The 25,036-nt window shown below is 70.1% G+C and carries 20 protein-coding genes; 4 read left to right on the top strand and 16 right to left on the bottom strand.

Annotated features, from left to right (window positions below):
• The first annotated feature begins 234 nt into the window (after positions 1-234).
• Positions 235-3,363 (top strand): isoleucine--tRNA ligase, encoded by a 3,129-nt coding sequence (gene ileS, locus OG758_RS34105; protein ID WP_326713429.1) that lies wholly within the window; start codon positions 235-237, stop codon positions 3,361-3,363.
• Between the two features lie 267 nt (positions 3,364-3,630).
• On the opposite strand, the gene OG758_RS34100 is transcribed toward ileS, so the two are convergent.
• From OG758_RS34100 to rsmH, 16 genes are all read right to left on the bottom strand, one after another.
• Complete coding sequence (locus OG758_RS34100) at positions 3,631-4,821, bottom strand: DivIVA domain-containing protein (RefSeq protein WP_326713428.1); 1,191 nt, start codon at positions 4,819-4,821, stop codon at positions 3,631-3,633.
• A 46-nt stretch (positions 4,822-4,867) separates the two neighbouring features.
• Entirely contained in the window at positions 4,868-5,152 is a 285-nt protein-coding gene (locus OG758_RS34095) for a YggT family protein (RefSeq protein ID WP_326713427.1), read from the bottom strand.
• Positions 5,153-5,227: 75 nt separating this feature from the next.
• Complete coding sequence (locus OG758_RS34090) at positions 5,228-5,866, bottom strand: cell division protein SepF (RefSeq protein WP_116502586.1); 639 nt, start codon at positions 5,864-5,866, stop codon at positions 5,228-5,230.
• Between the two features lie 127 nt (positions 5,867-5,993).
• The gene (locus OG758_RS34085; protein WP_326713426.1) at positions 5,994-6,713 is read right to left on the bottom strand and encodes a YggS family pyridoxal phosphate-dependent enzyme; all 720 of its coding nucleotides are present in this window, start codon (positions 6,711-6,713) and stop codon (positions 5,994-5,996) included.
• 6 nt (positions 6,714-6,719) lie between these two features.
• A complete protein-coding gene (pgeF, locus tag OG758_RS34080; RefSeq protein WP_326713425.1) occupies positions 6,720-7,451 on the bottom strand; it encodes a peptidoglycan editing factor PgeF in 732 nt (243 codons plus the stop codon).
• Between the two features lie 36 nt (positions 7,452-7,487).
• A complete protein-coding gene (gene ftsZ / locus OG758_RS34075) occupies positions 7,488-8,699 on the bottom strand; it encodes a cell division protein FtsZ (protein ID WP_326713424.1) in 1,212 nt (403 codons plus the stop codon).
• Between the two features lie 285 nt (positions 8,700-8,984).
• Entirely contained in the window at positions 8,985-9,827 is an 843-nt protein-coding gene (locus OG758_RS34070; protein ID WP_326713423.1) for a cell division protein FtsQ/DivIB, read from the bottom strand.
• 135 nt (positions 9,828-9,962) lie between these two features.
• The gene (murG, locus tag OG758_RS34065) at positions 9,963-11,057 is read right to left on the bottom strand and encodes an undecaprenyldiphospho-muramoylpentapeptide beta-N-acetylglucosaminyltransferase (RefSeq protein WP_266565226.1); all 1,095 of its coding nucleotides are present in this window, start codon (positions 11,055-11,057) and stop codon (positions 9,963-9,965) included.
• 6 nt (positions 11,058-11,063) lie between these two features.
• A complete protein-coding gene (gene ftsW / locus OG758_RS34060) occupies positions 11,064-12,377 on the bottom strand; it encodes a putative lipid II flippase FtsW (RefSeq protein ID WP_326713422.1) in 1,314 nt (437 codons plus the stop codon).
• An 87-nt stretch (positions 12,378-12,464) separates the two neighbouring features.
• Positions 12,465-13,913, bottom strand: coding sequence for a UDP-N-acetylmuramoyl-L-alanine--D-glutamate ligase (gene murD / locus OG758_RS34055; RefSeq protein ID WP_326713421.1), 1,449 nt, complete (start codon positions 13,911-13,913; stop codon positions 12,465-12,467).
• Positions 13,895-14,968, bottom strand: a complete 1,074-nt coding sequence (mraY, locus tag OG758_RS34050) for a phospho-N-acetylmuramoyl-pentapeptide-transferase (RefSeq protein ID WP_266565220.1) — start codon at positions 14,966-14,968, stop codon at positions 13,895-13,897. Before mraY ends, murD begins: the two co-directional genes overlap by 19 nt.
• Positions 14,965-16,377: a UDP-N-acetylmuramoyl-tripeptide--D-alanyl-D-alanine ligase gene (locus tag OG758_RS34045; protein WP_326713420.1), complete on the bottom strand. Its 1,413-nt coding sequence runs from the start codon at positions 16,375-16,377 to the stop codon at positions 14,965-14,967. The genes mraY and OG758_RS34045 overlap by 4 nt, the downstream gene beginning before the upstream one ends.
• Before the next feature lie 4 nt (positions 16,378-16,381).
• Positions 16,382-18,046 carry a UDP-N-acetylmuramoyl-L-alanyl-D-glutamate--2,6-diaminopimelate ligase gene (locus OG758_RS34040; protein ID WP_326713419.1) on the bottom strand — a complete coding sequence of 555 codons (1,665 nt, stop codon included), beginning with the start codon at positions 18,044-18,046 and terminating at the stop codon, positions 16,382-16,384.
• A 31-nt stretch (positions 18,047-18,077) separates the two neighbouring features.
• Entirely contained in the window at positions 18,078-20,057 is a 1,980-nt protein-coding gene (locus tag OG758_RS34035) for a peptidoglycan D,D-transpeptidase FtsI family protein (protein ID WP_326713418.1), read from the bottom strand.
• A gap of 4 nt (positions 20,058-20,061) precedes the next feature.
• Positions 20,062-20,586 carry a hypothetical protein gene (locus OG758_RS34030; RefSeq protein ID WP_326713417.1) on the bottom strand — a complete coding sequence of 175 codons (525 nt, stop codon included), beginning with the start codon at positions 20,584-20,586 and terminating at the stop codon, positions 20,062-20,064.
• Between the two features lie 25 nt (positions 20,587-20,611).
• Positions 20,612-21,571 carry a 16S rRNA (cytosine(1402)-N(4))-methyltransferase RsmH gene (gene rsmH / locus OG758_RS34025; RefSeq protein WP_326713416.1) on the bottom strand — a complete coding sequence of 320 codons (960 nt, stop codon included), beginning with the start codon at positions 21,569-21,571 and terminating at the stop codon, positions 20,612-20,614.
• Positions 21,572-21,825: 254 nt separating this feature from the next.
• Here rsmH and OG758_RS34020 point away from each other — a divergent pair, with 254 nt between their 5' ends.
• The 3 genes from OG758_RS34020 (at position 21,826) to OG758_RS34010 (ending at position 25,024) form a co-directional block, all read left to right on the top strand.
• A complete protein-coding gene (locus OG758_RS34020; RefSeq protein ID WP_266565209.1) occupies positions 21,826-22,437 on the top strand; it encodes a beta-class carbonic anhydrase in 612 nt (203 codons plus the stop codon).
• 218 nt (positions 22,438-22,655) lie between these two features.
• A complete protein-coding gene (locus tag OG758_RS34015; RefSeq protein WP_116502571.1) occupies positions 22,656-23,675 on the top strand; it encodes an AAA family ATPase in 1,020 nt (339 codons plus the stop codon).
• A complete protein-coding gene (locus OG758_RS34010) occupies positions 23,675-25,024 on the top strand; it encodes a DUF58 domain-containing protein (protein WP_326713415.1) in 1,350 nt (449 codons plus the stop codon). The genes OG758_RS34015 and OG758_RS34010 overlap by 1 nt, the downstream gene beginning before the upstream one ends.
• Positions 25,025-25,036: the final 12 nt, after the last annotated feature.

The raw sequence follows: 25,036 nt of genomic DNA, 5'->3' as shown, positions 1-25,036 counted from the left end.
GGGGGCGAGCGCGACGCGAAGATCACCCCGGAGCCGCCGGAAGAAAGCCCCGCTCGCGGGGCGAGTAGAACCGGCATCGCGACCCCAATGAGGGGGCTCACCGGAGCAGTCAGCGCCCCGGAGGGCCAAGGAGGGTGGTACCGCGGGAGCACGCCGCACACGGCGTACGTCACAGACGAAGCTCTCGTCCCTCCGACGGAGACGGAAGAAACAGTGTCCGCCGGAGGAAGATCGATGACGTACCGCCAGGTGCCCGCCCAGGTCGACCTGCCCGCCCTCGAGCACGCCGTGCTCGACTTCTGGCGCGAGCAGAAGATCTTTGCCAAGAGCTTGGAACAGTCCGAGGGACGCCCCGAGTGGGTGTTCTACGAGGGCCCGCCCACGGCCAACGGCATGCCGGGCGCCCACCACATCGAGGCCCGCGTCTTCAAGGACGTCTTCCCGCGCTTTCGCACCATGCGCGGCTACCACGTGGCCCGCAAGGCCGGCTGGGACTGCCACGGTCTGCCCGTGGAGCTGGCTGTCGAGACGGAGCTCGGCTTCAGCGGCAAGAAGGACATCGAGGCGTTCGGCATCGCCGAGTTCAACGCCATGTGCCGCGAGTCCGTGACCCGGCACACCGACGCCTTCACCGACCTGACGACCCGCATGGGTTACTGGGTCGACCTCGACGACGCGTACCGCACCATGGACCCCGAGTACATCGAGTCCGTCTGGTGGTCGCTCAAGGAGATCTTCAACAAGGGCCTGCTGACCCAGGACCACCGCGTCGCCCCCTGGTGCCCCCGCTGCGGCACCGGGCTCTCGGACCACGAGCTGGCGCAGGGCTACGAGACGGTCGTCGACCCCTCCGTCTACGTCCGTTTCCCACTCACCTCCGGTCCGCTGGCCGGCGAGGCCTCGCTCCTCGTCTGGACGACGACCCCCTGGACGCTCGTCTCGAACACGGCGGTCGCCGCGCACCCCGAGGTCCGTTACGTCGTCGCGACGGACGGCAACGAGAAGGTCGTCGTCGCCGAGCCCCTCGTCGAGAAGGCGCTCGGCGAGGGCTGGGAGAAGACCGGCGAGTCCTTCACCGGCGCCGAAATGGAGCGCTGGAAGTACCAACGTCCGTTCGAGCTCGTGGAGTTCCCGGCCGAGGCCCACTACGTGGTCAACGCCGACTACGTCACGACGGAGGACGGCACCGGTCTCGTCCACCAGTCCCCCGCGTTCGGCGAGGACGACCTCAAGGTCTGCAAGGCGTACGGCCTGCCGGTGGTGAACCCGGTCCGTCCCGACGGCACCTTCGAGGAGGACGTCCCGCTCGTGGGCGGTGTCTTCTTCAAGAAGGCGGACGAAAAGCTCACCGAGGACCTCAAGGACCGCGGCCTGCTCTTCCTGCACGTCCCGTACGAGCACAGCTACCCGCACTGCTGGCGCTGCCACACGGCGCTGCTCTACTACGCGCAGCCGTCCTGGTACATCCGCACCACGGAGATCAAGGACCGCCTCCTCCAGGAGAACGAGAAGACCAACTGGTTCCCTTCGAGCGTGAAGCACGGCCGCTTCGGCGACTGGCTGAACAACAACATCGACTGGGCTCTCTCCCGCAGCCGCTACTGGGGCACCCCGCTCCCGCTGTGGCGCTGTGAGGACGACCACCTCACCTGCGTCGGCTCGCTGGCCGAGCTCGGCGAACTGACCGGCACGGACCTGGCGAACCTCGACCCGCACCGCCCGTTCATCGACGAGGTCACCTTCGCGTGCCCCCAGTGCGAGAAGACGGCCACGCGCGTGCCCGAGGTCATCGACGCCTGGTACGACTCGGGTTCGATGCCGTTCGCGCAGTGGGGCTACCCGTACAAGAACAAGGAGCTCTTCGAGAGCCGGTACCCGGCGCAGTTCATCTCGGAGGCCATCGACCAGACCCGCGGTTGGTTCTACACCCTCATGGCGGTCGGCACGCTCGTCTTCGACAAGTCGTCCTACGAGAACGTCGTGTGCCTCGGCCACATCCTCGCCGAGGACGGCCGCAAGATGTCCAAGCACCTGGGGAACACCCTCCAGCCGATCCCGTTGATGGACCAGCACGGCGCGGACGCGGTGCGCTGGTTCATGGCCGCCGGCGGCTCCCCGTGGTCCGCGCGCCGCGTCGGCCACGGCACGATCCAGGAAGTGGTCCGCAAGACCCTCCTGACGTACTGGAACACGGTCGCCTTCCAGGCCCTGTACGCCCGTACGTCGGACTGGTCGCCCAGCGAGGCCGACCCGGCCCCCGCCGACCGCACCCTGCTCGACCGCTGGCTGCTCTCCGAACTGCACGCGCTCACCGACCAGGTGACGCAGTCCCTGGAGGCGTACGACACCCAGCGCGCCGGCAAGCTGCTCTCCTCGTTCGTCGACGACCTGTCGAACTGGTACGTGCGCCGCTCGCGCCGCCGCTTCTGGCAGGGCGACAAGGCGGCCCTGCGCACTCTGCACGAGGTGATCGAGACGGTCACGCGTCTGATGGCGCCGCTGACCCCGTTCATCACGGAGCGGGTCTGGCAGGACCTGGTGGTTCCCGTCACGCCGGGCGCCCCCGAGTCGGTCCACCTGTCCACCTGGCCGGAGGCGGACCTCTCCGCCGTCGACCCGGACCTGTCGCGGCAGATGGTCCTCGTCCGGCGCCTCGTCGAGCTGGGCCGCGCCACGCGCGCGGAGTCGGGCGTCAAGACGCGTCAGCCACTGTCCCGCGCGCTGGTCGCGGCCGCGGGCTTCGAGACGCTCAACCCGGAACTGCACGCGCAGATCACCGAGGAACTCAACGTCTCCTCGCTGGCGTCGCTCTCCGAGGTCGGCGGCTCCCTGGTCGACACGACCGCCAAGGCGAACTTCCGCGCCCTGGGCAAGCGGTTCGGCAAGGGCGTCCAGGCGGTCGCGAAGGCGGTCGCCGAGGCGGACGCCGCCGCGCTCTCGCTCGGCCTGCGCGAAGGCACGGCGTCGGTCGAGGTGGACGGCGAGACGATCACGCTGGCGCCCGACGAGGTCATCATCACGGAGACTCCGCGCGAGGGCTGGTCCGTCGCCTCGGACTCCGGCGCGACGGTCGCGCTCGACCTGGAGATCACGGAAGAGCTGCGTCAGGCGGGCCTGGCCCGTGACGCGATCCGCCTGATCCAGGAGGCCCGTAAGAACAGCGGACTGGACGTCGCGGACCGGATCGCCCTGCGGTGGACGTCCACGGAGCCCGCGGTCGTCACGGCCCTGTCCGAGCACGCCACGCTGATCGCGGACGAGGTACTCGCCACGGACTTCGCCCAGGGCGAGGCCGACGGCACCTACGGCGAGACGTTCACGGACGAGCCTCTCGCCCTCGCGTTCCGCCTCCGCAAGGCGTAACCCACAACCGAAGGCCCGGTCCCGCCAAAGATCTTGGCGGGACCGGGCCTTCGGCGTTTCGTACTCACGCACAGATGAACGTTTCTGCACCGCCGCCCAAGCAGCATCCGCGCCTGGCCACAGCGGTGTCCGCACCTGGCCCACAGTGGTATCCGCCTCTGACCCACGGCGACTTCTGCACCCCGACCACGGCAAAGGGCCGGGCCCCCGGAAATCCGGGGGCCCGGCCCTTGAACGCTGCCGACGCCTAAGGCGTGGTCACGCCCGTCAGTTGTCGTCCTCGTCGATGAGGAAACCGCGCATCGGCGACGGAGCCTGCTGCATCGGCGCGGGACCCTGGGGCCGCACCGGCGCCATCGGCTGGGTCATCGCGGGCGACATCTGCTGCTGGCCGCCGTAGGACGGACCGGCCTGAGGCTGGTTGCCGCCCATGGTCTGGTTGCCACCGTAGGACGGGGCACCCGCACCGGCCGACGCCATGGAAGGCGCGGGCGACGGCGGCAGCGACGCGGTCGCCGGCGTCCGCGGGGGAGCCAGCGAGTCGTCGGCCTGGGTCTCCAGCTGACGCAGCTGCGACTCGAGGTAGGACTTCAGACGCGTGCGGTACTCGCGCTCGAATCCACGCAGGTCCTCGACCTTGCGCTCCAGCGTGGCGCGGGCGGACTCGAGGGAGCCCATCGCGACGCGGTGCTTCTCCTGCGCGTCCCGCTCCAGGGCGTCGGCCTTGGCACGGGCGTCACGCTCGAGCCCCTCGGCGCGGCTGCGGGCCTCGCCGACGATCTTGTTGGCCTCGGAACGGGCCTCCGCGATCGCCTGGTCGGCCGTCTGCTGCGCAAGGGAGAGGACACGAGCGGCGCTGTCGCCACCAGGGCCCTGACCGGGCTGCGGCATCTGCGGACCGTGACCGCCCATGGGGCCACCCATGGGACCGCCCATCGGGCCGCCCATCTGCTGCTGCATCTGGCCCTGGCCCATCGGACCCTGACCGAGCTGGTTCTGGCCCGGGTGACCCTGGCCCATCGGACCCTGGCCCATCGGACCCTGACCCATCGGGCCGGGACCCTGCGGACCAGGACCCTGCGGACCATGTCCACCGGGGCCTGCGGGCAGCTGCGGCGCACCGCTGGGCAGCTGGGGCGGGCCGCCCATGGGGCCACCCATCTGCTGCTGCGGCTGCACCGGCTGCGGACCCGATATTGCGGCGGGCACCGGCGCACCGGGACCACGCTGGTCCTGCGGTTCCGGAGGCTTGCGCATCCCGCCCTGCTGCTGGTTCTGCGCAGCGGCGCGGGTGGCTGCGGCGAGCTTCGCGCGCAGGTCCTCGTTCTCTCGGAGAAGGCGAGTCAGTTCGCCTTCGACCTCATCGAGGAAGGCATCGACCTCGTCCTCGTCATAGCCTTCTCGGAGGCGGACGGTCGTGAACTGCTTGTTCCGCACGTCCTCGGGGGTCAACGGCATCTCTTCACCTCAACGTAGTCGTCGGCATTCGGCAAGACCGTATCGTTCACAGCCGGCTCACGACGGAGATCAGGATGTAGACGATGATCATCAGTACGAAGAAGGACAGGTCGAGCGCCACGCCCCCGAGACGCAGCGGCGGAATGAACCGCCGCAGAAGCTTGAGCGGTGGATCAGTGACAGTGTAGGTGGCCTCAAGTAGCACCACCATCGCCTTGCCGGGTTGCCACGAGCGGGCGAACTGGAAGACGTAGTCCATGACCAGCCGGAAGATCAGCACGATGAGGAAACACATCAGCGCGATGTAGACAACATCCAAAACCACGCTCATGTCCGCGGTTCCCTCTCCCCTGTGTCTCGTGCCTCGTGGCTAGTTGCTGCACCGGCACTTCACCGGTGCTGCGTCTCAGCTCTGGTTGAAGAACCCGCCCTCTGCGATGCGGGCCTTGTCCTCTGCCGTGACATCGACGTTAGCAGGCGACAACAGGAACACCTTCTGCGTCACCCGCTCAATGCTGCCGTGCAGACCGAAGACGAGACCGGCGGCAAAGTCGACAAGTCGCTTCGCATCGGTGTCGTCCATCTCCGTCAGATTCATGATCACCGGAGTGCCCTCACGGAAGTGTTCCCCGATGGTACGGGCCTCGTTGTACGTCCGGGGGTGCAGCGTCGTGATGCGGTAGGGCTCCCGCTCGGACACAACCTTGGGCATGATCACCGGTGCGTTCTTCTCCAGGCTCTGGCGTTCAGGTGTGATGGATGCCACGGGGGCGATTCGCGCCGGACGTCCGGATTCCGCGGGCAGCGGAACCGGTTCGCGCTGGGCGGGAGGCTGCACCACTCGTACCGATTCGTCCCGTTGGGACTGATGTGGCTGATGAGTGTTGTGCGACTGATGCGACGATTCGTGGCGCCTGCGGTCCCGCTCGGGTTCGGGGTCCAGCTCAGGCTCGAAGTCGTCGTCGGGGTCGAACCCCCGGCCGTCGTACCCATCGTCCTCCACGAGGCCGAGGTAGACCGCCATCTTGCGCATCGCGCCGGCCATTGCTCTGAGTCCTCCGCTCTGTGGTGGATCGGCTGACGTCAACCAAAGTGCCTGCGATCCACGCGATCTCCCCGCCCATCAGCGAGAATGACCATATTTTCTGCTGTGGTCCGACTTCTTGGCGACGTTACCCGAGCCTGGGTCGGACTCCGAGTACCGCCGTACCGACGCGCACATGTGTCGCTCCGGCCGCCACGGCCTGTTCGAGGTCCGCACTCATCCCTGCTGACACCATGTTCGCAGCCGGATGAGCCCGGCGCAGGTCAGTCGACAAATCCATCAGCCGCTCGAACGCCGCCTGTTGGCGGTCCGCGTACGGACCGGTGAGCGGTGCGACCGTCATGAGACCGTCGAGGCGCAAACCGGGAGAGTCCGCCACAATTGCGGCCAACTCCTCAATTCCGCCCGGCCCTACGCCGCCGCGCTCACCCCGCCCGTTCTCCCCGGCGTCGAGCGCGACCTGGATCAGGCAGCCGAGTTCACGCTCCGCGCGCACGGCCGCCGACGACAGTGACGTGACGAGCTTCGACCGGTCGACGGACTGCACGACGTCGGCGTAACCGACCACGGAGCGAACCTTGTTGGTCTGCAGCTGCCCGACAAAGTGCCACCGGAGCGGCAGATCCGCACATTCCGCAGCCTTGGGTGCCGCGTCCTGGTCGCGGTTCTCGGCGACATCGCGCACACCGAGTTCCGACAAGATCCGCACATCGCTCGCGGGGTACGTCTTGGTGACCACGATCAGGGTCACTTCCTCGCGCTCACGGCCTGCGGCGGCGCACGCCGAAGCGATGCGTTCCTCCACCTGTGCCAGATTTGCTGCGAGTTGAGCCTTACGGTCCGTCATGTCCCATCAGTCCAGCCAGACATAGCCAGCGAGCCGACCGGTGGTGCGGTCGCGGCGGTACGAGAAGTGGTCGTGCGACTCCAGGGTGCACACCGGCGACTGCTGCCGGTCACGCACCCCGAGCCGCTCCAACTGGGCATGCACTCCGGCGGTCACATCGACGGCAGGGGTGCCCCAGCTGGTTTCGGCGTACGCCGCGGGTTCCACGGCGGCCACCTCGGCGCGCATCCCGTCCGGGACTTCGTAGCACTTCCCGCAGACGGCCGGGCCGGTGCGGGCCACGATGCGGGCGGCTTCGGCGCCGAGCCCCACCATCGCCTCGACCGCTGCGGGGACGACTCCGGCGACCATGCCGGGGCGTCCGGCGTGAGCGGCGGCGGCGACTCCCGCGACGGGATCGGCGAGCAGGACCGGTGTGCAGTCCGCGGTGAGCACCGCGAGAGCGAGTCCGCGCCGTGCGGTGACGATCGCGTCGACGGACGGGATGTCGGCGGCCGGACCCCAGGGTCCGTCGACCACTGCGACGTCCGGGCCGTGCACCTGGTTCATCCAGACCACGTGCGCCGGGTCGAGGCCGAGCGACTGTGCCGCGCTGCTGCGGTTGGCGTGGACGGCGGCCGGGTCGTCACCGACCGCGCCGCCGAGGTTGAGCTCCTCGTACGGAGCGGCGCTCACCCCGCCCCACCGGTTGGTGAAGGCGAAGTGGGCGCCGCTCACGTGGTCGCGCTGTCCTATCACTTCAGGAGGTCACTTCTGCAGGTGCACTTGTGCCGGTCACTTCAGGAAGTCCGGCACGTCCAGCTCTTCGGCCTGGCTGTCCTGGTAGGGGCGGGCCGGCGGAACCTGCGGCGGGGCGACCGGGGCGGACTGCATCTCGTTCGCCGGGGTCGCCTCGACGGGCTCCGGAACCTTCGGTTCGTCGCGCGGGGTGACGCTGCCGAGGCTGCCGAAGGACGGGCGGGCCTCGGTGGCTCGCGGCGCCGGCTCCTCGCGCTTGGCGGACGCGCCGCCGATCACGTTGTCCCGCTTGGACGGCGGCTGTCCGCCGTCGAAACCGGCCGCGATGACGGTGACCCGCACCTCGTCACCCAGGGCGTCGTCGATGACGGCACCGAAGATGATGTTGGCCTCGGGGTGCGCGGCCTCACTGACCAGCTGCGCCGCCTCGTTGATCTCGAAGAGACCGAGGTCGGAGCCGCCGGAGATGGAGAGCAGCACGCCGCGTGCGCCGTCGATGGAGGCCTCGAGGAGCGGCGAGGAGATCGCCATCTCCGCGGCGGCCACCGCGCGGTCGTCGCCGCGGGCCGAGCCGATGCCCATGAGGGCCGAACCGGCCTCGGACATGACCGACTTGACGTCGGCGAAGTCGAGGTTGATCAGGCCGGGCGTGGTGATCAGGTCGGTGATGCCCTGGACACCGGACAGGAGGACCTGGTCGGCCGACTTGAAGGCGTCGAGGACGGAGACCTGCCGGTCCGAGATGGACAGGAGACGGTCGTTGGGGATGACGATGAGGGTGTCGACCTCTTCGCGGAGCTCGGCGATGCCGTCCTCCGCCTGGTTCGCGCGGCGCCGGCCCTCGAAGGTGAACGGCCGGGTGACCACACCGATCGTCAGGGCGCCCAGCGAGCGTGCGATGTTGGCGACGACAGGTGCGCCGCCAGTGCCGGTGCCACCGCCTTCGCCGGCGGTGACGAAGACCATGTCGGCCCCCTTGAGGACCTCCTCGATCTCCTCGCGGTGATCCTCGGCCGCCTTGCGTCCGACGGCCGGATTGGCTCCGGCGCCGAGTCCGCGGGTGAGTTCACGGCCGACGTCGAGCTTGACGTCCGCGTCGCTCATCAACAGGGCTTGCGCGTCGGTGTTGATGGCGATGAACTCGACGCCCTTGAGACCGACCTCGATCATCCGGTTGATGGCATTGACACCACCGCCGCCGACACCGATGACTTTGATGACTGCGAGGTAGTTCTGCGGTGCTGCCACGTCGAAGGCCTCTCGCCTCGAGTTACGTGTCGCCGCCTCGCATTGGTACGTTGCGACGACTGATGCCGAATTGGGGCGGCCCGGACTACTTGTCTGCCGACCCGAACCCTAACGCTGAAGTTTAGGGTTACCAGTGTGTCTGTTCCCTGGACTCTTCCGAACAGGACACTAAGTCGACAAGTGGCGCACGTTCAACGAACACGCCGAACCTCCCGTTTTTCTTTTCACCCTATGTGATCAGGCGTAGCAGTGCCCAACCAGGGTGCTGGCCTGCGCTGATGTGCGTCAACTCCCCGATGACGCAGGGGCAGTGGGGACACTTACGTCGAAGTGCCGCGCCTTCGGGGCGGCTTTCATGAGGGCGGTGAGGGTGGTCGCCTTGGTGTCGCCCTTCTCACCACTTCCCCATGCGACGGTGCGCCCACCGCTCAGCTCCAGGGACACATCGTCGTACGAACGGACCTTGACCGCACGGGTGTCACGGGCCACGGCCGGGGGCAGATCGCCCGCGACGCGAACCGCCTCACGCACCAGACTGTCGGGGCCGAAGCGCCGAAGGCTTGCGGCGGCGCCCGCCTGATCCGGCGTCAATTCCAGTCGGGGAACGCCACGGGGAGCCTTCTGCACAGTCGCGAAACGGACACCCTTGGCGTCAATTTCGACGAACTTGCCCACGTTGGAACCACCTTCGCGATTTTCGCCGTTTTTACCGTTTGCGCCGTTTTCGACAATCAGGACCGGCTCGCGTTCGGTCACTTTCAATCCGATTCCGTGCGGCCAGGAACGCACGACCTCGACCGAGTCGATCCTGGGCAATTTCCGGCGAAGACGGTCCTCAATGTCGCCCGTGTCGACGGAAATCAGCGGGGCGCCGACCGGAACGGCGGCGGCCGCGCGCACTTGAGCGGGCGTCAGAACTCCGGTCCCCGAGGTCGTGACGCGCTCCACCCTCAGCCACTGAGAGCCGTACAGGATCCAGATGGTGGCGGCGCCGAGCAGGAGCGCGACGCCGGTCACGATCAGGACGCGCGGGCGCGGCAGGCGCGGGCGACCGCCACGCGGAGGCCGGGGCGGGCCGGACTTCGGCTTGTGCCGCTCACCGCGGTCTGCGGTCGTCGGTCCGGCCACGCGCACTCCCTGTCCTGGCTCGGTTCACCTCGGGGGCGTGCCGGTGCCGATGGCCCGAGCGCGCTCAGCCCTTCGGACCTCCGCGCGCTCGACCTCTCGACACCGGAACGCCCCTTCGCCTCACTCGCCGGTGTGTTATTGGCGGTGGCGTGAGGCGATCGCCTCACGCACCATGCCGACGAGCAGCTCGTCGGCGTCCCGGCGGCCGAACTCGGAGGCGGCGCGGGACATCTCGTACAGCCGGTGCGGGTCGCCGAGCACGGGCAGGACGTTGCCCATGATCCACTCAGGCGTCAGCTCCGCGTCGTCGACCAGCAGTCCGCCGCCGGCCTTGACCACCGGCTGGGCGTTGAGCCGCTGTTCACCGTTGCCGATGGGCAGCGGGACGTAGGCGGCGGGGAGCCCGACGGCGGAGAGTTCGGCGACGGTCATCGCGCCCGCGCGGCAGAGCATCATGTCGGCCGCGGCGTACGCGAGGTCCATCCGGTCTACGTACGGTACCGGGATGTACGGGGGCATCCCCGGCATCTGCTGGACGTGCGGCAGTTCGTTCTTGGGGCCGACGACGTGCAGGATCTGGATGCCGGACTGCTGGAGCAGCGGAGCGACCCGCTGGACGACCTCGTTGAGGCGGCGCGCGCCCTGGGAACCGCCGGAGACGAGCAGCGTCGGAAGGTTCGGGTCGAGGCCGAAGGCGGCGCGCGCCTCGGGCCGTACGCGCGCCCGGTCGAGCGTGGCGATGGTGCGGCGCAGCGGGATGCCCACGTAACGGGCGCCGCGCAGCTTGCTGTCGGGCGTGGAGACCGCGACGCCCGCGGCGTAGCGCGAACCGATCTTGTTGGCGAGTCCGGGGCGGGCGTTGGCCTCGTGGACGACGATCGGCACACCGAGGCGCTTGGCCGCGAGGTAGCCGGGCAGGGCGACATAGCCGCCGAAGCCGACGACGCAGTCCGCCTTGGTGCGCTCCAGGATCTGCTCGGCCGCCTTGATGGTGCCGCGCAGCCGGCCCGGGACGGTGATCAGTTCAGGGGTTGGCTTGCGCGGCAGCGGTACGGCGGGGATCAGCGCGAGTTCGTATCCGCGCTCGGGTACGAGCCGCGTCTCGAGCCCCTTCTCCGTACCGAGGGCCGTGATGCCCACGGTCGGGTCCTGCCTGCGCAGGGCGTCCGCGAGGGCGAGCGCGGGCTCGATGTGGCCGGCGGTCCCCCCGCCGGCGAGTACGACATGCACCGAAATTCACCGCTCTCCGGACGTACGCGCCGTGGCGCGCCGTCGCATCGTGTTCCATCTCATCCGAGGCTGCCGCATGGCCAGGGCCGCCCGCGCCGCGGGCTCGTCCCGCGCGAACGCGATCAGGAGTCCTACGGCGAACATGGTCGGCAGCAACGCTGACCCCCCGTACGAGAACAGCGGGAGCGGGACACCGGCGATCGGCAGGAGACCGAGCACCGCACCGAGGTTGACCACGGCCTGGGCCGTGATCCAGGTGGTCACGCCACCCGCGGCGTACCTCACGAAGGGGTCCTCCGTGCGTCCGGCCACGCGGATACCCGCATAGCCTAGAGCCGCGTACAGGGCGAGCACCGACAGCGTCCCCGCAAGGCCCAGTTCCTCACCGGTGACAGCGAAGATGAAGTCGGTGTGCGCTTCGGGGAGTTGGCCCCATTTTTCCACACTCGCCCCGAGTCCGGATCCGAAGAATCCGCCCGAGGCGAGGGCGTAGATGCCGTGCAGTCCCTGCCAGCAGATGTCGTCGGGGCCCGCGTCGGTGGAGCCGAGGCAGGACAGGCGTGCCATGCGGTTGGGGCTGGTCTTGATGAGGAAGGCGCCGATGGCGGCCGCGACGGAGAGCACGCCGACGAACAGGCGGGTGGGCGCCCCGGCCAGCCAGAGCAGTCCGAAGAGGATGGCGGTGAGCAGGATCGCCGTGCCCATGTCGCCGCCGAGCATGATCAGTCCGAGCAGCAGGAAGGCCACCGGGACGAGCGGCACCAGCATGTGTTTCCACTGGGACAGCAGCCGCTTGTCGTGCTTGCGTGCCATGAGGTCGGCGCCCCACAGGACGAGGGCCAGTTTCCCGAACTCGCTGGGCTGGAGCATGAAGGGGCCGCCCAGCGAGATCCAGTTCTGGTTGCCCCCGATGGAGACTCCTATCCCCGGCACCTGCACGAGGACCATCAGGAAGACACTGCCGGCGAGCAGCGGGTAGGCCAGCGCGCGGTGCAGCTTCACCGGCATCCGCATGGCCGCGAACAGGAGGGCCGCGCCGATCGCCGCCGCGAGGAACTGCTTGCGGAAGTAGTACGAACTGGGCAGCCCGTTCTGCAGCGCCGTGATCATCGAGGCCGAGTAGACCATCACCAGGCCGAGCACGGTGATCAGGAGGCTGGAGCCGAGGATGAGGTAGTACGCGGTGAGAGGGCGGTCCCAGGCGCGGCGGGCCTGGGTGTAGAGGCGTCGTACGGGGCTGACGCGGGCCGCCCTGGCCGGTTTCTTCGGGGGACGCGCCGCCGGGGGCCGCCGGGCCGCCCGCGCGCTGCTGCCGGGCATCAGAGCACCCCACCGCTGTACGACGATGACGCTGCCACGATCCCCTCCCGAGGGTGCCCGGCGTCACCGGGCACCCGAAGGCCCCCGTCAGACGCTCGTGGAGCCGAGTTCGCGGACCGCTTCCGCGAACGCGTCGCCACGCTTGTTGTAGTTGGTGAACATGTCCATCGACGCACAGGCCGGGGCCATCAGCACGGTGTCCCCCGGCCGGGCGAGCCGCGCGGCCTCCCGGACCGCCTGCGACATCGCACCAGTGTCGGTCCGGTCGAGGTCGACCACCGGGACTTCAGGGGCGTGTCGCGCGAGGGCTTCCCGGATCAGCGCGCGGTCCTGGCCGAACAGGACGACCCCGCGAAGTCGCTTCGCCGACTTGGTGACGAGCTCGTCGAAGGACGCGCCCTTGGCGAGCCCGCCGGCGATCCACACGATCGACTCGTAGGCGGCCAAGGAGGCTTCCGCGGCATGGGTGTTGGTCGCCTTGGAGTCGTCGACGTACGCGACTGCGTCGACGTCGGCGACGTGCGCGATGCGGTGCGCGTCGGGTGTGAAGGCGCGCAGTCCGTCGCGCACGGCGGCGGGCTCGACGCCGAAGGCGCGCCCGAGGGCGGCGGCCGCGAGGGCGTTGGCGATGTTGTGCGGGGCGGGCGGGTTGACGTCCGCGACCTCGGCGAGCTCCTGGGCGTTCTTGTGCCGGTTGTCGACGAAGGCCCGGTCGACCAGGATGCCGTCCACGACGCCCAGTTGGGAGGGGCCGGGCGCGCCGAGGGTGAAGCCGATCGCGCGGCAGCCCTCCTCGACGTCGGCCTCACGGACCAGGTCCTCGGTCGACGGCTTGTCGGTGGCATCGACGTTGTAGACGCAGGCGACCTGATTGCCTTCGTAGATACGGCCCTTGTCGGCGGCGTACGCCTCCATGGAGCCGTGCCAGTCGAGGTGGTCGGGCGCGAGGTTGAGGACCGCCGCGGAGTGGGCGCGCAGCGAGGGCGCCCAGTGCAGCTGGTACGAGGAGAGCTCGACGGCGAACACGTCGTACGCGTCGTCGCCTTCGAGTACGACGTCGATGATCGGCGTACCGATGTTGCCGACGGCCGCCGTGCGCAGGCCCGCCGCCTCCAGGATCGACGCGAGCATCTGCGTGGTGGTGGTCTTGCCGTTGGTGCCCGTGATGGCGAGCCAGGGGGCGGCGCCGGGGCCGCGCAGGCGCCAGGCGATCTCCACGTCCCCGACGACGTCCACGCCCGCCTCGGCCGCCGCCGCGAAGAGCGGGGACGAGGGCTTCCAGCCCGGTGACGTGACGACGAGTTCGGTGCCGTCGGGGAGCGTCTCGGCATCCCCGAGCTGGGCCGCGACGCCTAGCTGCGCGAGCTCGGCCGCCCTGGCGCGGTGCGTCTCGCTGTCGCCGCCGTCCACGACCGTGACCGACGCGCCGAAGCCGGCCAGGGCGCGGGCGGCGCTGATGCCGCTCACGCCGAGACCGGCGACGGTGACTCGCTTGTTCTGCCAGTCGGACGCAGTGGTCACTTGTCGGCTGCCCATCCCGCGTAGAAGAGGCCGAGGCCGACGATCACGCACATGCCCTGGATGATCCAGAAGCGGACCACCACAAGGACTTCGGACCAGCCCTTGAGTTCGAAGTGGTGTTGCAGTGGCGCCATGCGGAAGACGCGCTTGCCGGTGAGCCGGAAGGAGCCGACCTGGATGACCACGGACATGGTGATCAGGACGAACAGGCCGCCGAGCAGGGCGAGCAGGAACTCCGTGCGGGAGCAGATGGCCAGACCCGCGAGGGCGCCGCCGAGCGCGAGGGAGCCGGTGTCACCCATGAAGATCTTCGCGGGCGAGGTGTTCCACCACAGGAAGCCGAAGCAGGCACCCATCAGGGCCGATGCGACGACCGCCAGGTCGAGTGGGTCTCTGACCTCGAAACAGGCGGCGGGGTTGGTGAGGGTCTGCGCGTTGGCGCAGGACTCCTGGAACTGCCAGACACCGATGAAGGTGTACGCGCCGAAGACCATCACGGAGGCGCCGGTGGCGAGGCCGTCGAGGCCGTCCGTGAGGTTCACGCCGTTCGACATCGCGAGGATCATGAACAGCGCCCAGACCACGAACAGGACCGGGCCGATCGTCCAGCCGAAGTCCTGCACGAAGGAGAGCTTCGTGGAGGCCGGGGTGTTGCCGCGGTTGTCGGCGAACTGGAGCGAGAGCACCGCGAAGGCGATACCGACGGTCAGCTGTCCGGCCATCTTCGCCTTGGCCCGCAGGCCGAGCGAGCGGCGCTTGACGATCTTGATGTAGTCGTCGAGGAAGCCGACCAGGCCCATACCGCCCATCAGGCCGAGCACCAGCAGGCCCGACAGGGTCGGCGCCGCACCGGTGATGACCTTGCTCATGAAGTACGCGATGAACGTCGCCAGGATGAAGGCGATACCACCCATCGTCGGAGTACCGCGCTTGGCGTGGTGCTCGCGCGGGCCGTCGTCACGGATGTACTGGCCATAGCCCTTGCGCGCAAGGAGCTTGATCAGCAGGGGCGTCCCGATCAGGGTCAGGAAGAGCCCGATCACACCCGCGAAGAGGATCTGCTTCATCATCGGGCAGCAACCTCGCCCACGTTGTCGCCGTCGACGGCGAGCAGCGCCTGCGCGACGCTCTCCAGGCCCACCGACCTGGAGGCCTTCACGAGCACGACGTCACCCGGGCGCAGCTCGCTGCGCAACAGGTCGACAGCCGCCTGTGCGTCGGACACGTGCACCGACTCCTCACCCCACGAACCCTCGTTATAGGCGCCCAGTTGCAGCCAGGACGCTTCCCTGCCCCCGACTGCCACGAGCTTGCTGACGTTGAGCCGGACGGCAAGCCGTCCGACCGCGTCGTGCTCGGCCAGCGCCTCGTCCCCGAGCTCGGCCATATGACCGAGCACCGCCCATGTACGGCGCCCTCTGCCCATCGCTACGAGCGCTCGCAGAGCGGCTCGCATGGACTCGGGGTTCGCGTTGTAGGCGTCGTTGACGACCGTCACGCCGTCCGGGCGCTCGGTGACCTCCATACGCCAGCGGGACAGTGTGCCCGCCTCGGAGAGCGCGAGGGCGATCTCCTCCACGGACATGCCAAGGTCATGGGCGACGGCGGCCGCGGCGAGCGCGTTCGACACGTGGTGCTCACCGTACAGGCGCAAGGTCACGTCGCTGCACCCGGAGGGTGTGCGAAGGCTGAAGGAAGGCTGTCCGTTCTCCGTGAGCCGGACATTCTCGGCGCGCACGTCGGCGTCGGCGGCCTCTCCGAAGAGCAGCACCCTCGCCTTCGTGCGGGAGGCCATGGCGCGGACGAGGGGGTCGTCGGCGTTGAGGATCGCGGTGCCGTCGGCCGGCAGGCTCTCGACCAGCTCGCCCTTGGCCTCGGCGATCTGCTCGCGGCCGCCGAACTCGCCGATGTGCGCGGTGCCGACGTTGAGGACGACGCCGATCCTCGGCGGGGTCAGGCCGGTGAGGTACCGGATGTGGCCCTTGCCGCGCGCGCCCATCTCCAGGACGAGGTAGCGGGTGTCGTCGGTGGCGCTCAGCGCGGTCAGCGGCAGGCCGATCTCGTTGTTGAACGAGCCCGGTGTGAAGACCGTGGGCGCCTTGCGGCGCAGGACCTGGGCGATCAGGTCCTTGGTACTGGTCTTGCCGGCGGAGCCGGTGAGCGCGACGAGGGTGGCGCCGAGCCGTTCGACGACGGTGCGCGCCAGCGCGCCGAGGGCGGCCTGCACATCGTCGACAACGATGGCGGGCACCCCGACCGGGCGCGAGGCGAGTACGGCGGCGGCTCCGGCGTCCACCACGGCGGCCGCGTAGTCGTGGCCGTCGACGCGCTCGCCGGCGAAGGCGGCGAACAGGCTGCCGTCCGTGACCTTCCGGGAGTCGATGACGACCGGTCCGGTCACCCGGACCGACGGATCCGGTATGTCGTACGTCTGCCCGCCGACGGCTGTAGCGATCTCGGCGAGGGAGAGGGCGATCACAACTTCATCCCTGGGTTTGCTGGATAGCTTCGCGAAGCACCAGGCGGTCGTCGAAGGGACGCACCACCCCGGCGATGTCCTGGCCCTGCTCGTGGCCCTTGCCCGCGACGAGGACGGTGTCGCCCGGCTGCGCGCGGGCGACCACGGCGGCGATGGCCGCCGCCCTGTCCTCGAAGACCTGGACCTCGGCGCGCTCGTGAGCAGGCACCTCGGCGGCGCCCGCGAGCATCGTGGCGAGGATCGCGAGGGGGTCCTCGGAGCGGGGGTTGTCCGATGTCAGTACGGCGGTGTCGGCGAGCCGGGCGGCGGCGGCGCCCATCGGCATCCGCTTGGTGGTGTCACGGTCGCCGCCGCAGCCGAGCACGATGTGGAGCTTGTTCTCGGTCACCTTGCGCAGCGCGCGCAGCACGGACTCGACGGCGTCGGTCTTGTGCGCGTAGTCGACGACGGCGAGGTAGGGCTGGCCCGCGTCGACGCGCTCCAGGCGGCCGGGGACGCCCGGCACGGCGGCGACGCCGTCCGCGGCCTGCTGCGGGTCGATGCCCGCGACGGCGAGCGCGACGATCGCGGCGAGCGCGTTGGCCACGTTGAACGGCCCGGCCAGCGGGGACTTGGCGGTGATCCGCTCGCCCTTGGGGCCGACGGCCACGAAGGTGGAGTCGAACGGGCCGACCTCGACGTCCTCGGCGCGCCAGTCGGCGTCCGGGTGGCCCTCCGCGGAGAAGGTCACGACGGGCACTTCGGACTCGTCGATGAGCCGACGGCCGTACTCGTCGTCGTAGTTCACGACGCCCTGTTTGCTGCGTGCGCGTGTGAACAGCTGCGCCTTGGCCCGGAAGTAGTCCTCCATGTCGGAGTGGAACTCCATGTGCTCCGGGCTGAGGTTGTTGAAGACCGCCACGTCGAAGACGCAGCCGTCGACCCGGCCGAGCACGAGGGCGTGGCTGGAGACCTCCATCGCGACCGCGTCCACACCGCGCTCGCGCATCACCGCGAACAGCGCCTGGAGGTCGGTGGCTTCGGGGGTGGTGCGCTCCGACTTGATGCGCTCGTCGCCGATGCGCATCTCGACGGTGCCGATGAGTCCGGTGCTGTGCATCGTGCGCAGCCCGCCCTCGATGAGGTAGGCCGTCGTGGTCTTGCCGGACGTGCCCGTGATGCCGATCTGGAGCAGATCGCGGCCGGGGTGGCCGTAGATCGTGGCCGCCAGCTCTCCCATCCGGCCGCGCGGGTTCTCCACGACGAGGGCCGGCAGACCGGCCGCCGCGACGCGTTCGGCGCCCGACGGGTCGGTGAGGGCGGCGACGGCGCCGAGGCTCGCGGCCTGGGCGGCGAAGTCGGCGCCGTGGAAGCGGGCGCCGGGCAGGGCCGCGTAGATGTCACCGGGGCGCACGGCGCGCGAGTCGTGCGTGATGCCGGTGCTCCCCGTCGACGCCGAGGGCTCTTCGGGCGCGAGGACGCCCAGCTGATCTGCGAGATCGGCAAGTCGTGTCGCGGTGACCTGCACCGGTCGCGGCGGTCCCGGATATGTCACGGGAACGTCCTTCTGGGTGTTCTGGGACTGATCAGCGTGTGGCACGGCGGTGAGCGTACCGGGCTCACCCCCCATGGAGCGAAGCGAGGGGCGTGGCGCGGGCTGGTTCCCGGGGTCCGGGGTGATCGTTGTCACGGGCTGTACCTGGTCACTCTCGGGGCTCGGATCAGGGCTGGTAGCTGACGGGCAGCCGGGCGGGCTCGGCGCCGGTGGGCGGCACCTGGAGCGTCTTGAGGGCGAACTCCATGACCTGCTTGAAGATGGGGCCGCAGATCTGGCCGCCGAAGTAGCTGCCCTTGGTGGCGTTCTGGATCGCGCAGTAGACGGTGACGCGGGGCTTGTCGGCGGGGGCGAAACCGGCGAACGACGACGTGTACCCCTTATACCTGCCGGTGGCCGGATCGACTCGGTTGGCGGTGCCGGTCTTGCCGGCGACGCGGTAGCCGGGGATGCGCGCCTTGGCGCCGGTGCCCTCCTCGTCGTCCACGACGGACTCGAGCATCTGCGCGACCGTCTTGGCCGTCTTCGCGCTGACGACCCGGTTCTGCTGGGGCTTTGGGGCCGGGGTGAACCTGCCGTCGGGTCCCTTGGTGCCGCGTACGAGGGTGGGCTCCACGCGTACGCCGCCGTTGGCGATGGTCGAGTAGACGGAGGCGGCCTGCATCGCGTTGATGGAGAAACCCTGGCCGAAAGGGATCGTGTACTGCTGCGAGGTCGACCACTTGTCGGCGGGGGCCAGGATGCCCGGGGTCTCGCCCGGGAAGTCGAGCCCGGTGGGGCGGCCGATGCCGAACTTGCGCAGGTACGACGAGAGCACCTGGTTGGCCTGGGGCTGGGTCTTGCCGAGCTGGCCCGCCGCCAGGATGGTGCCGATGTTGCTGGACTTGGCGAGCACGCCGTTCAGCGTGAGATGCCAGGTGGGGTGGTCGATGTCGTCCTGGAAGAGCCGGTCGCCGCGGTGCAGCCGGTTGGGCACCGTGACATGCGTGTCGGGGGTGGCCGCGTTCTCCTCCAGGACGGCGGCCATCGACATGACCTTCGCGGTGGAGCCGGGCTCGTACGCGTCCTGGAGCGCGGCGTTGCCCATGGCGGTGGAGTTGGCCTGCGAGAGGTCGTTGGGGTCGAAGCCGGGCGCGTTGGCCATCGCCAGGACCTCGCCGGTCCTGGTGTCCTGCACCATCACGTAGCCGCGGTCCGCCCCGGACTTCTTCACCTGGTCGGTGATGGCCTTCTGCGCGGCCCACTGGATGTCGCGGTCGATGGTGAGCTCGATCTCCGAACCGGGCACGGCGGGCTGCTCGTTGCTGCCGGCCGTGGGCACCTGACGGCCGCCGGACTGGGCGTACTTGATCTCGCCGGGCTTGCCCGCCAGATCCTTGTTCAGCTGCTGCTCGATACCGCCGCCGCCCTTGCCGTCGGCGTTGACCCAGCCCAGTATCCCGGCGGCCAGATCGCCGTTCGGGTACACGCGCTTGCTGCTGGGGTCGGCGAAGACTCCGGCGATGACGCTCGCCGACTTCTCCCGGTCCGCCTTCTCGGAGAGCGCGCTCTTGAGGTCCTTGATCTGCTTCCAGACCTGGGGGGTCTGGCGGCGGGCCAGCAGGACGTAGCGCGTCCTGGGGGTCCGCAGCTTCTTCGCGACCACGTCGGCGTCCACGCCGAGGATCGGGGCGAGGAGCGCCGCGGCCTGCTCGGGCGCGTCCCGCGGCACCACCGGGGCCGTGGAGTTCTTGGCGGCCGTGGTGTCCGCCGCCCGGAACATCGTGGGGTCGGCCGTGATGTCGTACGCGTCCACGCTGGTGGCGAGCGCGACCCCGCTGCGGTCCGTGATCCCGCCGCGCTCGGCCGCGAGGACGTGCTCGACGTACCGGTGCTGTTCGGCCTTGGCCGCGTACGCGCTGGCGTCGACGGCCTGCACCTGGAGCAGGCGTACGACGAAGGCGATGAGAACGAGGGTGAGGCCGAGGCTGACCATGCGCAGCCGGGGGCGCGGGCTGCCGAGTCGCAGGGCGGCGGGCGCCTTGACGGGGGCGGGACGCGGGCGCCTGGCGCCGGGGTTCGGGCGCCGGGAGGCGGCGGGGCGGCCGTTCCTCGCGGGCCTCGCGGGGGCTGGGACCCGGCGTCGCGGGGGCTCCCTGTCGGTCATTCCGTCACCTGCCGGAGGTCGAGGGCGCGGGTTTCACCTGCGAGGACGTGGGATTCGGGGTGGCCTTGGGGGTCGCGGACGGGGTCGGCGAGGGGCTCGGAGTCGGGCCCGCGATCTGGGGCGGGGGCGGCGCGGGCCGCCACAGTGTGGAGGGGGCGGCGGCCGCGCCGGGGACGCCGCGCACCGTGCCGTCGGGGTTGAGGAAGGCCGGGTCGCCGCCGGGGACCATGCCGAGCTCGCGGGCGCGGCGCTGCAGGGCGTCGGGGGCCGCGTAGGCGTCGACGTCGCGCTGGAGCGCCTGCTCGTCGTCGGTGAGGTCGGTCGTCTGCTTCTTGAGGTCGTTCAGCCTGAACGACCCTTCGTTGAGAGCCGAGTTCAGCATCAGGAGCGTGATCAGCCCGCCGCCGAGCAGCAGCACGACGAGGAGCACGAACGGTGTGCGGGCCGCCCGGCCGGCGCCCGCGGATCCCGAGGGCAGCAGCCGCGCGAGCCGCGCGGCCCTCCCCCGCAGTTCGCGCCTGGGACTCATCGACCCCTCCTCGCGCGCCCGGAACTCACCCGGCGACCTCCTCGCGGATGCGCTGCGCACCCCGCAGCCGCGCCGGGGCCGCCCGGCGGTTCTCGGCGACCTCTTCCTCGGTGGGGAGTTCGGCGCCGCGCGTGAGCAGCTTGAGCCGTGGCTGGTAGCGCTCGGGGACGACCGGGAGTCCGGGCGGCGCGGTCGTCGCGGCGCCGGCCGCGAACACCTGCTTCACGAGCCGGTCCTCGAGCGAGTGGTACGACAGGACGGCGATACGCCCCCCGACGGCAAGCGTCTGCACGGCGGCCGGAATGGCCCGCTCCAGGACGCTGAGCTCGCCGTTCACCTCGATGCGCAGGGCTTGGAAGGTGCGCTTGGCGGGGTTGCCGCCGGTGCGCTTGGCGGCCTGCGGCAGCGCGTCACGGATCAGCTCCACGAGCCGGGCACTGTTGCTGAACGGCTCCTTCTCGCGCTCACGCACGACCGCCGAGACGATCCGCTTGGCCTGCTTCTCCTCGCCGTACGCGCGCAGGATCCGCACCAGTTCGCCCGGGGGGTATGTGTTGAGGACCTCGGCGGCGCTCATTCCGGTCGTCTGGTCCATACGCATGTCGAGCGGCGCGTCCTGCGCGTAGGCGAAGCCACGGTCGGCCTCGTCGAGCTGCATGGAGGAGACGCCCAGGTCGAAGAGGACGCCCTGCACGCGCGGGATGCCGAGCCGGTCGAGGACCTCGGGAAGCTCGTCGTAGACGGCGTGCACGAGGGTGGCGCGGTCCCCGAACGGGGCGAGGCGCTCACCGGAGAGGCGCAGGGCCTCCTTGTCGCGGTCGAGACCGACGAGGCGGCAGGAGGGGAACGTGGAGAGAAGGGCTTCGCTGTGTCCGCCGAGGCCGAGCGTGCAGTCGACGACCACCGCACCCGGCTCGGCGAGGGCCGGGGCCAACAGGTCCAGGCAGCGCTGGAGCATCACCGGGACATGTCGGGTCTGGCTCAAGGGGCCCTCTCAGTTCCGGCGCGGCGCCCACGCACCGCCGGGGTGCCCGTCGCGCACGTGGTGAAGAGTCCGGTGAAGTGCCGGGATCTTCGGTGTTTCCTGGGGTTTCCGCGTCACTTTAGTCCACGGTGTCGCCCGGTCAATCAACCGGCCTGCGCGTCGCGCGCCGCCTCTTCGCGATGCCACCGATCAGGAGAAATCACCCGTACGGGCGAGCCGAAGCGCCCCTGTGGGTTACCTCACAACAAGCCCCGATGGCGTTCTTTGTCCGCTCTCACAGCGGGCTTGTCCCAGGAGTGACCATTACCGTCATAGCTATGACGACTTCCGCATCCCTCCCTGCTGAGTCCGAAAGCGCCATACCTGCCGACGGCACCGTGACCGACCGCCTCGTCGAGGCGAACCAGCGCTACGCCGAGGCCTTCACCGACCCAGGTATGGACGCCCGTCCCGTTCTGCAGGTGGCTGTGGTGGCCTGCATGGACGCGCGGCTCGACCTGCACGCCGCCCTGGGCCTCGAGCTGGGCGACTGCCACACCATCCGCAACGCCGGCGGCGTCGTCACCGACGACGTCATCCGCTCGCTGACCATCAGCCAGCGGGCGCTCGGCACCCGCAGCGTGGTGCTGATCCACCACTCGGGCTGCGGCCTGGAAGGCCTCTCCGAGGACTTCCGGCACGACCTGGAGATGGAGGTCGGCCAGCGCCCGACCTGGGCCGTCGAGGGGTTCCGCGATGTCGACCAGGACGTGCGCCAGTCCATCCAGAAGGTGCGCACCTCGCCCTTCCTGCTGCACACCGACGACGTACGCGGCTTTGTCTTCGACGTGAAGTCGGGCCGGCTGCGGGAGATCCGGCCCAACTGAGCCACGGACTCGACCACGCTCTCAAAAGGTCGTAAGCCCCGACATATCGCTGCCAGTTATCCACAGTCGAGTGACACGAACCGGTAACGGCAACAAGAATGCGGTGAGGCACCTCGCGCGAGAAGACGGAACTGCTCGCGCGTGGTGTCCGTGTTTCGGGGTGGGCCGGGCCGCAGCATCGAGCGTCGGCCCGGAAAGTACGGGCCGAGGAGGGCCGGGTGACGACCTATGACGATCGAGCGAGCCTCACTGATCTGACCACCACTGTGGAGCGAGTCCGCAGGTCGGTGGAGGGTGTGATCGAGGGCAAGCCGGAGGTCGTACGGCTTTCGCTGACGGTGCTCCTGGCCGAGGGGCACCTGCTCATCGAGGATGTACCGGGCGTAGGCAAGACCATGCTGGCGAAGGCGCTCGCCAAGTCCATCGACTGCTCGGTGCGTCGCATCCAGTTCACGCCCGACCTGCTGCCGTCGGACATCACCGGTGTCTCCATCTGGGACCAGCAGCGCCGGGACTTCGAGTTCAAGCCGGGCGCGATCTTCGCGCAGATCGTGATCGGCGACGAGATCAACCGCGCGTCCCCGAAGACGCAGTCGGCGCTCCTGGAGTCCATGGAGGAACGCCAGGTCACCATCGACGGGCAGACGTACGAGCTGCCCAGCCCCTTCATGGTGGTGGCCACGCAGAACCCGGTCGAGATGGAGGGCACGTACCCGCTGCCAGAGGCGCAGCGCGACCGCTTCATGGCCCGGGTGTCGATCGGCTACCCGAGCCCGGAGGCCGAGCTGCAGATGCTCGACATCCACGGCGGGGCCTCCCCTCTGGACGACCTCCAGCCGGTGGCGCACGCGCACGACATCGTGAAGCTCGTCGACGCCGTCCGCTCGGTCCACGTGGCCGACTCGGTGCGGCGGTACGCGGTCGACCTGGTCGCCGCCACGCGCAGCCACCCCGACCTGAGACTCGGCGCCTCGCCGCGCGCGACGCTGCATCTGCTGCGGGCGGCGAAGGCATCCGCGGCGCTGAGCGGGCGTGAGTACGCGCTGCCCGACGACGTGCAGGCGCTCGCCGTGCAGGTCCTCGCGCACCGCCTGCTGCCCACGGCGCAGGCCCAGTTGAACCGGCGTACGTCCGAGCAGGTGGTCCTGGAGATCCTCCAGCACACGTCGGTCCCGGCCGCCTCCGGCCACGGGTCCCCGATGTACGGCCAGCAGCCGCCCGGCGCCCGGAGGCTGTGATGGCCGAGGGGGGAGGCTTCGGGGGTGACGACGACAAGGGCGGCCTTCGGGTCGCGCTCTCGGGGCTGACCACCCGTGGACGTTCGTTCCTGGCCGCCGGGGTGGCGGCGGCGATCTGCGCGTACGCCCTGGGACAGAGCGATCTGCTCCGGGTCGGGCTGCTGCTCGCCGTGCTGCCGCTGGTCTGCGCGTTCGTGCTCTACCGCACGCGCTACCGGGTCGCGGGCAGCCGGCGGCTGTCCCCCGCGCGCGTGCCCGCGGGCAGCGAGGCCCGCGTCCATCTCCGCATGGACAACGTCTCGCGGCTGCCCACGGGCCTGCTGATGCTCCAGGACCGGGTGCCGTACGTGCTCGGGCCGCGCCCCCGCTTCGTCCTGGACCGGGTGGAGGCGGGCGGCCGCCGCGAGGTGTCGTACCGCGTGCGCTCGGACCTGCGGGGCCGCTATCCGCTCGGCCCGCTCCAGCTGCGCCTGACGGACCCGTTCGGCCTGTGCGAGCTGTCCCGGTCCTTCTCCACGTACGACACCCTCACGGTCGTCCCGCGCGTGGAGCCACTGCCCGCGGTGCGGCTGACCGGCGAGGCCAAGGGGTACGGCGACGGGCGGAACCGCTCGCTGGCCCTGGCCGGCGAGGACGACGTGATCCCGCGCGGGTACCGCTACGGGGACGACCTGCGCCGTGTGCACTGGCGCTCCACCGCGCGCTACGGCGAGCTGATGGTGCGCCGCGAGGAGCAGCCGCAGCGGGCCCGCTGCACGGTGCTCCTCGACACCCGGCGCCTCGCCTTCCAGGGCGCGGGCCCCGACTCGGCCTTCGAGTGGGCGGTGTCGGGCACGGCGTCGACGCTGTTCCACATGCTCGAACGGGGCTTCTCCGTACGTCTGTTGACCGATACGGGCAATTCGGTGCCGGGCGAGGGGTCCGACGGGTTCGCCGGCGCCAGCCAGGAGTCGGCGGACGCGGCCGGACTGATGATGGACACGCTCGCCGTCGTCGACCACTCGGACGGCTCGGGGCTCGCGCGCGCGTACGACGTGCTGCGCGGGGGGAACGAGGGGCTGCTGGTGGCCTTCTTCGGCGATCTCGACGAGGAGCAGACCGCGGTCGCCGCCAGCATGCGGCAGCGCAGCGGCGGCGCCGTCGCCTTCGTGCTCGACAGCGAGACCTGGACGCGCGGCGCCCCGTCGGAGCGCTGCGAGGAGCGGCTGCGGATGCTGCGCGAGGCGGGCTGGTCGGCCCTCGCGGTCCCGCCCGGCACCTCCCTGACCGACCTGTGGCGCGACGCCGACCGGCACCGGGCGTCCACCGGCGCGGAGAACGGACCGGCGGTGACGGGGTGGGGTTCTTGATCATGTGTGATG

The organism is Streptomyces sp. NBC_01474 (genome assembly GCF_035918215.1).
GTDB classification, from domain to species: domain Bacteria; phylum Actinomycetota; class Actinomycetes; order Streptomycetales; family Streptomycetaceae; genus Streptomyces; species Streptomyces aureus.
This window is presented reverse-complemented; position numbering and strand designations above follow the sequence as displayed.